A 12,741-nucleotide genomic window follows, 5' to 3' on the forward strand; every position below is an offset into this window, starting at 1 on the left:
CGCGCTACGACAGGGCAGCTGCCACCAGGCCGGCCAGGGATGCCGCCTCCGGGGGGTCCAGGGGCTTGCCCTCGGGGGTGGTCACGTACAGCGTGTCCACCGCGTTCGCGCCCAGCGTGGAGACGTGGGCACTGCGGACCCGGACGCCCTGGGACTCCAGCGCCCGGCCGATCCGGTGCAGCAGGCCCACGGCGTCGGGCGCGCGCACCTCCAGGACGGTGGCCAGGGAGGACACGTCCGGGACCACCGTGACCCGGGGCGGCGGCGGGACCACCCCGCGCCGGCGCGGGTAGGCCGCCTCGCGGTCGGCCAGCTTCGCCGGGACGTCCAGCGAACCGTCCAGGGCGCGGACCAGGTCGGTACGGAGCCGGGCGGCCTCCGGCAGCGCGCCGTACTCCGCCGCCACCCGCCAGCGCAGCACCAGGACCTCGCCCAGCCGGTCGGGGAGCTCCATGGAGCGCAGGTCGGCCGCCCGTACGGTGAGCCGGTGCAGGGCCAGGACCCCGGCCACCGCAGGGAGGACCCCCGGCTGGTCGGGGACGGCGACGACGAGGTCCACGCCGACCGCGTCGTCCTCCTGGCGGGCCTGGAGCGCCAGGACCGGCTCCCCGGTGCGCAGGGCCTCCACCGCCAGGCGTTCCTGTTCGGCGGTCGGGATCTCCGGTTCGCCGGCCGCGGGCGCCGTGCCGCGCAGTACGGCGGCGACCCGCGCGACGAGGTCCGCCACGAGCGATCCCCGCCATGCGCTCCACGCCGCCGGCCCGGTGGCCAGGGCGTCCGCCTCGGTCAGGGCGTGCAGTATCTCCAGCGTGCCCACCGAGCCCACGGCGTCGGCGACCGCGCGGACCGTGGCCGGGTCGTCCAGGTCGCGCCGGGTGGCGGTGTCGATCAGCAGCAGGTGGTGCCGTACGAGCGCGCCGAGCACGGCGACGTCGTGCGGGCCGAAGCCGACGCGGGCGGCGACGTCCCGGGCGATGGTCTCGCCGGCCACCGAGTGGTCGCCCGGCCAGCCCTTGCCGATGTCGTGCAGGAGCGCGGCCATCAGCAGCAGGTCGGGGCGGCCGACCCGGCGGGTCAGGGCGGAAGCGCGCACGGCCGTCTCGATCAGGTGCCGGTCCACCGTCCAGGTGTGGACGGGATTGCGCTGGGGGCGGCAGCGCACCCGCTCCCAGTCCGGGAGCAGCCGGGTGATCAGGCCCTCGGCCTCCAGGGCCTCCCACACGGCCACCGTCGGCTCCCCCGCCCCCAGCAGGGTCACCAGCTGCTCCCGGGCCTCGGCCGGCCAGGGCACCGGGAGCGGTTTGCCCTGCGCGGCGAGTCTGCGTACGGCGTGCAGGGAGACGGGCAGTCCCGCCTGCGCGGCGGCCGCGGCGAACCGCAGGGCGAGTACGGGATCGCGGTCGGGGCGTGCGGCCAGGGCCAGTACGGCCTCGCCGTCGGACTCCACCACACCTTCGGCCAGGGGTGCCCGCGCGGCCGCCCGTTCACCGCGGCCGCCCAGCAGTCCGCGGAGCCTGGGCCGGGCGGCGCGGGCCCGCAGGACGCGCCCGACCTCCCGCCAGGTCACGTCGCCGGCGTACGCGACGACGCGCGCCGCCTCGTACACCTCGCGCAGCAGCGCGTCCGCGTCGAGGAGTCCGAGCCGGGCCGCGACCTGGTCCTGTTCCTGGAGGGAGAGCCGGTCGGTGGCCCGGCCGGTGACCAGGTGCAGGGCGTCCCGGGTGTCCAGGAGGCGCCGCCGGGCCTCGGCGAGTCCCTCGCGCGGGGCGTCGGCCAGCCAGGAGGCGGCGACCGCCCGCAGCGCGGTGGCGTCGCGCAGGCCGCCGCGGGCCTCCTTGAGGTCGGGTTCGAGCAGGAAGCGCAGTTCCCCGGCCCGTTCGGCCCGCTCGCGGCACAGGGAGTGCAGTTCCGGCAGCCTCCTGGCCGCCTGGTTGCGCCAGTCGGCCAGTACGGAGGTCCGCAGGCCGGCGAGGAGTCCGGCGTCACCGGCGACGGTGCGGGCGTCCAGCAGGCCGAGGTGGACCTTGAGGTCCTCGGCGGCGGTCCTGCGCGCCTCGCCGGGGGTCCGCACCGAGTGGTCAAGGGCGAGGCCGAGGTCCCACACCGGGTACCAGAGGCGGTCGGCCAGCGCGCTCAGCGCCCGGGGCTCGGCCTTGCCGTCGTGCAGCAGCACCAGGTCGAGGTCGCTGCGCGGGGAGAGTTCGGCGCGCCCGTAGCCGCCGACGGCCACGAGGGTGGCGCCGCGGACGCCCGTCTCCCGTACGGCGGCCGTGAACAGGGCGTTCAGCCATCCGTCGGTCAGCCCGGCCAGGGCCGAACGGCGCGAAGGCCCGGACCGCGACTCCTCCTGGAGGAGTCGCAGCCGGGCCTCGGCGTACCCGCCGGGTCCCGAGTCGGCCGTGTGGTCCGTGTTCGTCTCGACGCTCGTCACCCGGGGGCTCCCATCACCTAGAGGGCGTCAGCGCCGCGCTCGCCCGTGCGGACCCGTACGACCGAGTCCACGGGGACGCTCCACACCTTGCCGTCACCGATCTTTCCGGTGGCCGCCGCGCTCACGATCACCCGGATCAGTTCCTCGGCGTCGGAGTCGTCGACCAGGACCTCGATGCGGATCTTGGGAACGAGGTCGACCTGGTACTCGGCACCGCGGTAGACCTCGGTGTGGCCGCGCTGGCGGCCGTAGCCGCTGGCCTCGGTGACCGTGAGTCCCTGCACTCCGAAGGCCTGGAGGGCTTCCTTGATCTCGTCCAGCTTGTGCGGCTTGACGATCGCGGTGATCAGCTTCATGCGTCAACCTTCTTGCTCGCGGCGGAGGGGGTGGGTGCGGCGGTGGTCCGCGAGGCGGCGCCGCCGCCGGCTCCGCTGAAGTCGTAGGCCGTCTCGGCGTGCTCGACCTGGTCGATGCCGGCGACCTCGTCGTCCTCGGACACCCGCATCCCGATCGTCTTGTCGAGGAGGAAGGCGAGGAGCGCCGATGCCACCAGAGAGTAGGCGAGGACGGCGAAGACTCCGATGGCCTGCTTGCCGAGCTGCTCCAGACCGCCGCCGTAGAAGAGGCCGGCCACGTCGGACTGGACGCCGCCCGTGGCGAAGAGGCCGACGAGCAGGGAGCCGGCCACACCGCCGACGAGGTGGACGCCGATCACGTCGAGGGAGTCGTCGTAGCCGAACTTGTACTTGAGGCCGACGGCCATGGCGCAGAGCACACCGGCGATGACACCGATGGCGATCGCGCCGAGCGGGCTGACCGCACCGCCCGAGGGGGTGATGGCGACGAGGCCGGCGACCGCGCCGGAGGCGGCGCCCAGGGTGGTGAAGGAGCCGTGGCGCAGCTTCTCGTAGCCGAGCCAGGCGAGCATGGCGGCGGCGGTGGCGACCTGGGTGTTGACGAACATGACCGCGCCGACACCGTCGTCGTTGCCGAGCCAGGAGCCCGCGTTGAAACCGAACCAGCCGAACCACAGGAGACCGGCGCCGAGCATCACGAGGGGGAGGCTGTGCGGGCGCATCGGGTCCTTCTTGAAGCCGACGCGCTTGCCGATGACCAGGATGACGCCGAGGGCGGCGGCGCCGGCGTTGATGTGGACGGCGGTGCCGCCCGCGAAGTCGATGACGCCGAGCTCGAAGAGCCAGCCGCCGGCGCCCCAGACCCAGTGGGCGACGGGGAAGTAGACGACGGTCACCCACAGGGCGGTGAACAGGACCCAGGCGCCGAACTTCACCCGGTCGGCCAGGGCGCCGCTGATCAGGGCGGGGGTGATCACGGCGAACATCAGCTGGAAGACGGCGAAGACGTAGACCGGGATGGTGTAGCCGTCCCACAGCTCGGTGATCCCGATGCCGCTGAGGCCGACGTAGTCGGAGTTCCAGCCGATGAGGGAGCCGGAGTCGGTGCCGAAGGCGAGGCTGAAGCCGTAGAGGACCCACAGGATCGTGACGATCCCGAGGCTGATGAAGCTCATCATCAGCATGTTGAGGCTGCTCTTGACGCGGACCATGCCTCCGTAGAAGAAGGCGAGTCCCGGGGTCATCAGCATGACCAGGGCGGAGCAGATGAGCATGAACCCGGTGTTCGCGGCAGACAGCGTCGGGGCGTCTGCCGCGAGGGTCGTGATGGCTGATGCCATCGGCGTCTCCTCGTCGTCGGTACGTTCGCGTGCGGGCGATCGTGAAAACCTGAGCGGCGTAAAAAGGGGGGGGTGTCCGGCCGGGCTGGGGGCTGGCCGGTTAATGACCCTGAGATTCGCGCAGGCCGGTTTCCGGCGGCGCCGCTCGGTGTTTCACTCCGATGACGAAGAGCTCTGCCGTGTTACGGCGCCATGAACGGCCGCAACCCTGCTCGGGGGGACCGCGACGGCGGGCGGCCGCCGCCGCGGGAGCGGCGGCGGTTCAGCCGCAAAAGGGCAGGCCGGCCGCGGCAGTGACCCGGATGTCCTGGCTGGGGGAGCCTGATCGGGCTTCACGGGGTGACTGCCGCGGCCGGGGTCTGGGGGCGGCCGCGAGGGCCGTCAGACGGCCTCCGCGGCTTCGGGGAGCCGGGAGGCGAGGTGGTCGGTCAGCCGGACCACCTCGGCGACGTCGCCGTACTCACGGGCGGCGGTGTCCACGGTCTTGCGCAGGCGGGTGTTCACCCGTTCGGACCGCACCTTTCCCGCCACGTCGAGGGCTCGGTCGACGAGGGCCGCGGCCTGCTCGGGCTCGCGCTGGAGCAGGTGCACGGTGGCCATGCCGATGAGGTTGAGGGCGTAGGAGCGCTGGTGCACCTCGTCCTTCTCGAAGAGCTCCACGGCCCGTTCCATCACGGGCTCGGCGAGGGAGGCGTACATGGGGCTGCGCCCGGCCACGTAGGCCAGGTCCCGGTACGAGTGGGAGTTCTCGCCGTTCAGCTCGGCCTCGGAGAAGAAGCGGATCCAGTCGGGCTCGGGCTCGGGCTCGCCCCCGAAGCCGACGTCGGAGAAGGTGTCCTCGGCCATCCGCACGGCCCGCTTGCAGCGGCTGGGCTGGCCCATGTTCGCGTACGCGCGGGCCTCCATCGCATACAGCATGGCCTGGGTGCGGGGGCCGGCGCAGTCACGGCTGCCGTACTGCGCGAGGTGGACGAGTTCCAGGGCGTCCTCGGGGCGGCCCAGGTGGATCATCTGGCGGCTCATGTTGGAGAGGATGTACGAGCCGAGCGGCTTGTCCCCGGCCTCCTTGGCGGCGTGCAGCGCGAGCACGAAGTACTTCTGCGCGGTGGGGTGCAGGCCGATGTCGTAGCTCATCCAGCCGGCCAGTTCGGCCAGTTCCGCGGCGACCTTGAAGAGCCGCTTCATGACGGGCGCCGGGTGGTTCTCCTGGAGCAGGTCGGTGACCTCGTGGAGCTGGCCCACGACGGCCTTGCGGCGCAGTCCGCCGCCGCACTGGGCGTCCCACTGCCGGAACATGACGGTCGTGGCGTCGAGGAGGTCGAGTTCCGGTTCGGAGAGCCGGGGCGGGCGGTGGCCGCCGAGGGCCCCCGTCGGCCCCGCCCCTCGCGGTCCCGGGTCGGCGGCCGGGACCGGGACGAGCCAGCGCTGCATGGGCTCGATGAGGGCGGGTCCGGCGGAGAGGGCGAGCGAGGTCCCGAGGAAGCCGCGGCGGGCCAGCATCAGGTCGCTGCGGGAGAACTCGCCGAGCAGTTCGACGGTCTGCGGGCCGGCCCAGGGCAGGTCGACGCCGGAGACGGAGGGGGTCTGGTGGGCGGTGCGCAGGCCGAGCTGCTCGATGGCCACGACGGAGCCGAAGCGCTCGGAGAACAGCTCGGACAGGATCCGCGGGACGGGCTCGCGGGGCTGTTCGCCGTCGAGCCAGCGGCGCACCCGGGAGGTGTCCGTGCTGATGTGGTGGGCGCCCATCTGGCGCGCCCGGCGGTTCACCTGCCGGGCGAGTTCACCCTTGGACCAGCCGCTGCGGACGAACCACGAGGTCAGCTGGTCATTGCGCGCAGCAGCATCCTCGATCGTTCCGCTTGCGCCGTTGCCGCTCACTGGAACGCCCCCATCCGCTCAGCATCTTCCACACGAAACCTTGGCCGGGACGCCGCGCGCCACCATGGACCTTCACAGGTCCTTCACGTATTGCCTCCGGCATACCCACGGATGGGTCGCCTTCGGTTTCGCGTACCGAAAGTAATCCTACGATCACCCCTGCGGCGAGGTCGATTCCAGAAACGCCACCATTCGCCACCCCTTCGAATGAACTAGCCACCCGCCAGGCGCGATTCACTTGACACCGAGGTGAAAGCGGATCGGTTGGACTGGAGTGCGTTCGGGGCGCGCGCGGCGAGGAGTGCGCCGGGCAGCGTCCGGGGGCACCCCGCGGCGGGGCTGCCGGCAGAGGTCCCGCCGAGGTCGTCGCACCGGCTTCGTAACCACCGGCACGTCCGACCCGTTGGAGGGGGCATGGGCATGGGCTTCACGATCGGCGGCAGCCGCGGCACCAAGGAGTTCCGCTCCGGCACCCGGCGCCGCGGCCGGACCTCGGAGTGCACGGCGGTGGCGGAGTACACCGGGCTGTGGGGCTGGGACGTCGTTCCCGGCGCCCGTGCGGCGGCGCCCGCCCGCGACTGCTCCTGCGGGGACACGACGTGCCCCGCACCCGGGGCGCACCCCCTGGCCTTCGCCCCCACCGTCCCGGCCGGGGCCACCCTGGACGAGGTCACCGAGGCCTGGAGCGAGTACCCGGGCGCCGCCGTACTGCTCCCCGTGGGCCGCGTCTTCGACGTCATCGAGGTCTCCGAGGAGGCCGGGCGGCGCGCGCTGGTACGGCTGGAGCGGATGGGCCTGCCGCTCGGCCCGGTCATCGCCACCGCCGACGGCCGGGCGCAGTTCTTCGTGGCCCCGGGAGCCGCGGCGGAACTGCCGCAGCTGCTGTACCGGATGGGCTGGGACGACGCCGACCTCGACCTGCGGGCCCTGGGCCACGGCGCCTTCGTGACGGCCCCGCCCTCCGACCGCGCCGGGCTCGGCCAGGTCGGCTGGCTGCGACCGCCCGCGCTCGACTCCGCCGGGGGCCCGCCGCAGGCCAGGCTGCTGCTGGGCACCCTCGCCTACATCTGTCACCGCCTGCGCCGCTAGGGGGTGTCTTGCCGGTCAGGGCGGATCAGGGCCACCGCGGGCCCGGCCTGATCGGCGAGACACCCCCTGAGGGCGTCCCTCCCGGGAGCGCACATGACGGCGCCCCCGCGTTCCGGCCGGAACGCGGGGGCGCAGGTGTCCGGGCGGGACCGCGCTCAGTCGCCGATCAGGGCGTCCACGAACGCCTCCGGCTCGAAGGGCGCCAGGTCGTCGGGGCCCTCACCGAGGCCGATGAGCTTGACCGGCACGCCCAGTTCGCGCTGGACGGCGACGACGATGCCGCCCTTGGCGGTGCCGTCGAGCTTGGTCAGAACGATGCCGGTGATGGCCACGACCTCGGCGAAGACGCGGGCCTGGGTCAGGCCGTTCTGGCCGGTGGTGGCGTCCAGGACCAGCAGGACCTCGTCCAGCGGACCGTGCTTCTCCACGACGCGCTTGACCTTGCCGAGCTCGTCCATCAGGCCGGTCTTGGTGTGCAGGCGGCCCGCGGTGTCGATGAGCACCACGTCGGCACCCTCGGCGATGCCCTCCTTGACCGCGTCGTAGGCGATCGAGGCCGGGTCGCCGCCCTCGGGACCGCGCACGGTACGGGCGCCGACGCGCTCGCCCCAGGTCTGGAGCTGGTCGGCGGCGGCGGCGCGGAAGGTGTCGGCCGCGCCGAGCACCACACTGCGGCCGTCGGCGACGAGCACCCGGGCCAGCTTGCCGGTGGTGGTGGTCTTACCGGTGCCGTTGACGCCGACGACCATGATCACGCCGGGGGTGTCCTCGCCGCTCTCCGTCTTCACGGCGCGGTCGAAGTCGGTGCCGACCAGGGTCAGCAGCTCCTCCTTGAGCAGGGCGCGCAGGTCCGCGGGGGTGCGGGTGCCGAGCACCTTGACCCGCTCGCGGAGCCGGTCCACGAGCTCCTGGGTCGGGACGACGCCGACGTCGGCGACGAGGAGGGTCTCCTCGATCTCCTCCCAGGTGTCCTCGTCGAGGTGCTCCCGGGAGAGCAGCGTGAGCAGCCCCTTGCCGAGGGAGTTCTGCGACCGGGCGAGTCGGGCACGCAGCCGGACCAGGCGCCCGGCGGTGGGCTCCGGTACCTCGATCTCGGGCGCGGCCGGGACCTCGGGCTCGACGACGACGGGCGCCGCGGCGGGAGCCTCGGCCTCCGGGAGCCCGACCTCCTCGATCGTGCGGCGCGGCTCTTCCGCCGTCTCTACGGCGTCCTCCCCCACCTGCGGCTCGGCAGGCGGGGCAGTGATGGTCGGCGTGCTCGGCGGTGCCGGCGGCGGCAGCTGCTTCTTCTTGCGGCTGCTGACCACGAGCCCGCTGATCACACCGACCGCGACCAGGGCGATGACTACAGCAAGGATGAGGATGTCCATAACCCCCCCAGTATCGGCCACGGCCACCGCGGAGCCGGGAACCCGGGCGCGCGGACCAGGGCGTAAGCCGCCGTTTGTGGTTTTAGCGGCAAATCCATGATGATGAATGACTTGCCCCCATAACCTCCCCGACGGAGCACCCGCATGCCTGCCGAGCCCGCCGACGGCGCAGCCGAAACCGCGATCGAGACCCGGGGCCTGGAACCCGTCCCGGACGGCGAGCGCACCGGCCGGGTCCGCGAGCTCGTCCCGACCTGGGTCGCCGCCAACATCAGCGTGCTGCTGCTGACCATGGGCGCGGGGCTGGTGATCTTCAACAAGCTCAACATCTGGCAGGTGCTGGTCGTCGCGGTCGCCGCACCGGTCGTCTCGTACGGGATCGTCGGCCTGATCTCCATCGCGGGCAAGCGCGGCGGCGCCCCCGGCATGGCCCTCTCGCGGGCGGTGTTCGGGCAGCGCGGCAACCTCTTCCCGGGCGCCCTGATCTGGGTGGCCCGCTGGGGCTGGGAGACCATCAACGCGGTGAGCGGCGCCTACGCCGTACTGACCGTGCTCGACCTGCTCTTCGGGGTCGAGAGCAACACCGCGCTCATCGTCGTCACCCTGCTGTTCTTCGTGGGCTGCACCTTCGTGGTCTCGGGCCTCGGCATCAACGCGCTGCGCGCCTGCTCCACCTGGTCGACGTACCTGTTCGGCACCTTCAGCGTGCTCGTCCTCGGGTACCTGCTCTTCACCACCGACTGGTCCGCCGTCTTCGGCAAGCCGGCCGGCTCCAGCGCGATGATGATCGCGGGCATCGGCACGATCGCGGCCGGCGGGATCAGCTGGGTGCCCTCGGGTCCCGACTTCACCCGCTACCTGCCGCGCACCGCCTCCTCCAAGGGCATGGTCGGCGCGACGATCGGCGGCGCCGGCGTGGTCGTGCTCCCGATGGTCCTGATGGGCGCGGTCATGGCCGTCGGGACCCCGGACCTGGCCACCGCCCAGGACCCGGTCTCCTTCATCGGCGAGCTGCTCCCGACCTGGATCGCGGTCCCGTACCTGCTCATCGCGCTCGTCGGCATGCTGCTGATCAACTCGATGTCCATGTACTCGGCCGGGTTCACCGCGCAGACCCTCGGCATCAAGGTCCCGCGCGCCTGGGCGGTCAGCGTCAACGCGATCATCAGCCTGGTCTTCGGCTTCCTGCTGATGGTGGTCGCGACCAGCTTCTTCGGCTCCTTCATCTCCTTCCTGACCCTGCTGGCCGTGGCCTTCTCGGCCTGGATCGGTGTCTTCGGCGTGGACATGCTGCGCCGTCCGGCCTACGAAGGCCCCGCGCTGCTGGACACCACGCGGACCAGCGCCTACTGGTACAAGGGCGGCTTCGCCTGGCAGGCCATGACGGCGTGGGCGTCCGCGCTGGCGGTGGGCCTGCTGTTCACCAAGGTGGACTGGTTCGGCGGTCCGCTCTCCACGACCTGGATCGGGGAGAACGGCCTCGGCTGGGTGGCCGGCATCGTGACCTCCGGCGCGCTGTACGCCGTCCTGCCGCGCACGGCGCCCGACGCCCCGGTGCCCGCGCCGGAGCAGGAACCCGCCCTCGCCGGATCCCTGTCCAACTGACACAACGTCAGCTAACGTCCCCCTTCGCCCGCCCACACCACATCCGGCGAAGGGGGACTTCTCCATGCCCATCACCGTGGCCCGGTTCAATCTCGTCGACCCCGACGGCACCCCCGAGTCCCTCTCCGCCCGCTACAAGGCGGCGCTGGAGATGGCCCGGTACGCGGACGACCGCGGGATCGACACCATCCAGACCGAGGAGCACCACGGCACCGGCAACAACTGGCTGCCCTCCCCCTTCGCGTTCGCGGGCGCGGTCTTCGGCGCGACGCGCCGGATCGCGGTCACCGTCTCGGCGATCATCGGCCCGCTGTACGACCCGCTGAGGGTCGCCGAGGACATCGCCGTCCTCGACCTGCTGAGCGGTGGCCGCCTGGTGACGGTCGCGGGGATCGGGTACCGGCCCGAGGAGTACGAGCAGCACGGCGTGGAGTGGGGCCGGCGCGGCAGGCTCCAGGACGAGCTGCTGGAGACCCTGCTGAAGGCGTGGACCGGCGAGCCCTTCGAGTTCCGCGGCCGCACGGTGCGCGTCACCCCGACGCCGTTCACCCGGCCGCACCCGCTGCTGCTGGTCGGCGGCAGCTCCGAGGCGGCGGCCCGCCGCGCGGCCCGGCTGGGGCTGCCGTTCTTCCCCAGCGCGCACCTGCCGGAGCTGGAGGCGTACTACACGGCGCGGCTGGCGGAGTACGGCACGGAGGGCTTCTGCATGATGCCGGCGGCCGAGACCCCGCTGCTGCACATCGCGGAGGACCCGGACCGGGTCTGGGCCGAGCACGGCGAGCGCTTCCTGCACGAGGCGGGCATGTACGCGTCCTGGCAGTCCAAGGACATCCGCAGCGCCGTACGGTCGGCCGCGCGCTCGGTGGCGGAGCTGCGCGCGGAGGGCGTGTACCGGATCCTCACCCCGGACGAGGCGGTCGCGTACGGCCGGGCCGCGGGCGAGGCGGGGAACCTGGTGCTGCACCCGCTGTGCGGCGGGATGCCGCTGGACGAGGGCTGGCGCAGCCTTCACCTGCTGTGCGAACGGGTACTGCCCCGGCTCAAGGACTGAGCCGGGGCAGCACCGAGGAGAAGGGGTGGTGGCGGGGGTGGTTACCCCATCTCCTCCAGCGCCTTGCCCTTGGTCTCCGGCACCCACTTGAGGATGAACGGGATCGAGAGCAGGGCGAAGAACGTGTAGATCATGTAGGCGCCCGAGAGGTTCCAGTCGGAGAGCGACGGGAACGTGACGGTGATGACCCAGTTGGCGATCCACTGGGCCGAGGCGGCCACACCGAGGGCGGCGGCTCGGATGCGGCCGGGGAACATCTCGCCCAGCAGCACCCAGACCACCACGCCCCAGGACAGGGCGAAGAAGAGGACGAAGAGGTTGGCCGCGACCAGGGCGGTGATGCCCTGCGCGTGCGGCAGCGAGATGTCGTCGCCGGTTCCGGTCTTGAACGAGAACGCCCAGGCCGCCGTGCCCAGCGACAGCGCCATGCCGATGGAGCCGATGAGGGCGAGCGGCTTGCGGCCGAGCCGGTCCACGAAGATCATCGCGATGACCGTACCGATGATGTTCACGACCGAGGTCTCGAAGGAGTACAGGAACGAGGAGCTCGCGTCGATGCCGACCGACTGCCACAGCGAGGAGCTGTAGTAGAAGATCACGTTGATGCCGACCAGCTGCTGGAAGACGGAGAGGCCGATGCCGATCCAGACGATGGGCAGGAAGCCGAAGCGGCCGCCGAGCAGGTCCTTGAAGGTGGACTTCACCTCGGAGCGCATGGAGTGGTCGATCTCGCGGATGCGGGCGTCGGCGTCGATGCCCGAACCCTCGACCTCGCGCAGGACCTCCTTGGCCTTCTCCGTGCGGCCGACCGAGACGAGGAAGCGGGGGGACTCCGGGATGACGAAGGACAGCAGGCCGTAGAGCACGGCCGGGACGACCATCACGCCGAGCATCCACTGCCAGGCTTCCAGGCCGCCGATCTCACCGCGCTGGTCACCGCCGGCGAGGTTGAGGATGGCCCAGTTGACCAGCTGCGAGACGGCGATGCCGATGACGATGGCCGCCTGCTGGAAGGAGGCGAGCCGGCCGCGGTAGGCGGGCGGGGAGACCTCGGCGATGTAGGCGGGGCCGATGACGGAGGCCATGCCGATGCCGAAGCCGCCGATGACGCGCCACATGGCGAGGTCCCAGAGGGCGAACGGGAGGGCCGAGCCGATGGCGCTCGCGGTGAACAGGACGGAGGCGATCTGCATGCAGCGGATTCGGCCGATCCGGTCGGCGAGGCGGCCCGCGGTGGCGGCGCCGATGGCGCAGCCGATCAGGGCGGCGGCGATCACCTGGGCGAGTGCGGCCGATCCGACGTCGAAGCGTTCGCGGATGGCCTCCACGGCGCCGTTGATGACGGAGCTGTCGTAGCCGAAGAGGAAACCGCCCATGGCAGCGGCCGCGGTGATGAAGATGACGTGGCCGAGGTGGTCGGGCCGGGACGCGTTTCCACCGCCTGACGCGGGTGCGTTCGCTGTGCTGGTCAAGGTGCGCTCCTGGGCCCGGCGGCAACGGCGGGCGGTGTGGGGGATTCGTCGTTGCGCGTGTTCCTCTAGTGGCGCACAGCAAACTGCGTACCACCACCTGAACGTCAACACGCCAGAGCAGAGCCTATGGCTTCACTTTCTGAAGTCAA

At 72.2% G+C, this 12,741-nt stretch carries 9 protein-coding genes; 3 read left to right on the plus strand and 6 right to left on the minus strand.

Translation table 11 applies throughout. From position 1 onward, the window contains the following. Positions 1–4 precede the first annotated feature (4 nt). From Sspor_RS14525 to nsdA, 4 genes are all read right to left on the minus strand, one after another. A complete protein-coding gene (locus Sspor_RS14525) occupies positions 5–2,431 on the minus strand; it encodes a [protein-PII] uridylyltransferase (protein WP_202199525.1) in 2,427 nt (808 codons plus the stop codon). A gap of 17 nt (positions 2,432–2,448) precedes the next feature. Further along, positions 2,449–2,787, minus strand: coding sequence for a P-II family nitrogen regulator (locus Sspor_RS14530; RefSeq protein WP_030009357.1), 339 nt, complete (start codon positions 2,785–2,787; stop codon positions 2,449–2,451). Then, entirely contained in the window at positions 2,784–4,127 is a 1,344-nt protein-coding gene (locus Sspor_RS14535; RefSeq protein WP_202199526.1) for an ammonium transporter, read from the minus strand. Before Sspor_RS14535 ends, Sspor_RS14530 begins: the two co-directional genes overlap by 4 nt. 381 nt (positions 4,128–4,508) lie before the next feature. Next, the gene (gene nsdA, locus Sspor_RS14540) at positions 4,509–6,005 is read right to left on the minus strand and encodes a transcriptional repressor NsdA (protein WP_202199527.1); all 1,497 of its coding nucleotides are present in this window, start codon (positions 6,003–6,005) and stop codon (positions 4,509–4,511) included. A 420-nt stretch (positions 6,006–6,425) separates the two neighbouring features. Here nsdA and Sspor_RS14545 point away from each other — a divergent pair, with 420 nt between their 5' ends. Beyond that, positions 6,426–7,094 carry a bifunctional DNA primase/polymerase gene (locus Sspor_RS14545; RefSeq protein ID WP_202199528.1) on the plus strand — a complete coding sequence of 223 codons (669 nt, stop codon included), beginning with the start codon at positions 6,426–6,428 and terminating at the stop codon, positions 7,092–7,094. Positions 7,095–7,249: 155 nt separating this feature from the next. Here Sspor_RS14545 and ftsY read toward each other — a convergent pair whose 3' ends face one another. After that, complete coding sequence (gene ftsY / locus Sspor_RS14550; RefSeq protein WP_202199529.1) at positions 7,250–8,464, minus strand: signal recognition particle-docking protein FtsY; 1,215 nt, start codon at positions 8,462–8,464, stop codon at positions 7,250–7,252. Between the two features lie 144 nt (positions 8,465–8,608). Between ftsY and Sspor_RS14555 the strand changes: the two genes are divergently transcribed. Continuing rightward, positions 8,609–10,069 (plus strand): cytosine permease, encoded by a 1,461-nt coding sequence (locus Sspor_RS14555; RefSeq protein ID WP_202199530.1) that lies wholly within the window; start codon positions 8,609–8,611, stop codon positions 10,067–10,069. A 64-nt stretch (positions 10,070–10,133) separates the two neighbouring features. Next, positions 10,134–11,120, plus strand: a complete 987-nt coding sequence (locus Sspor_RS14560; protein WP_202199531.1) for an LLM class flavin-dependent oxidoreductase — start codon at positions 10,134–10,136, stop codon at positions 11,118–11,120. A gap of 41 nt (positions 11,121–11,161) precedes the next feature. Here the strand turns inward: Sspor_RS14560 and Sspor_RS14565 are convergent, their stop codons facing one another. Beyond that, positions 11,162–12,592: a sugar porter family MFS transporter gene (locus Sspor_RS14565; RefSeq protein WP_202199532.1), complete on the minus strand. Its 1,431-nt coding sequence runs from the start codon at positions 12,590–12,592 to the stop codon at positions 11,162–11,164. Between the last annotated feature and the right edge of the window lie 149 nt (positions 12,593–12,741).

Source organism: Streptomyces spororaveus (assembly GCF_016755875.1).
GTDB classification, from domain to species: domain Bacteria; phylum Actinomycetota; class Actinomycetes; order Streptomycetales; family Streptomycetaceae; genus Streptomyces; species Streptomyces spororaveus.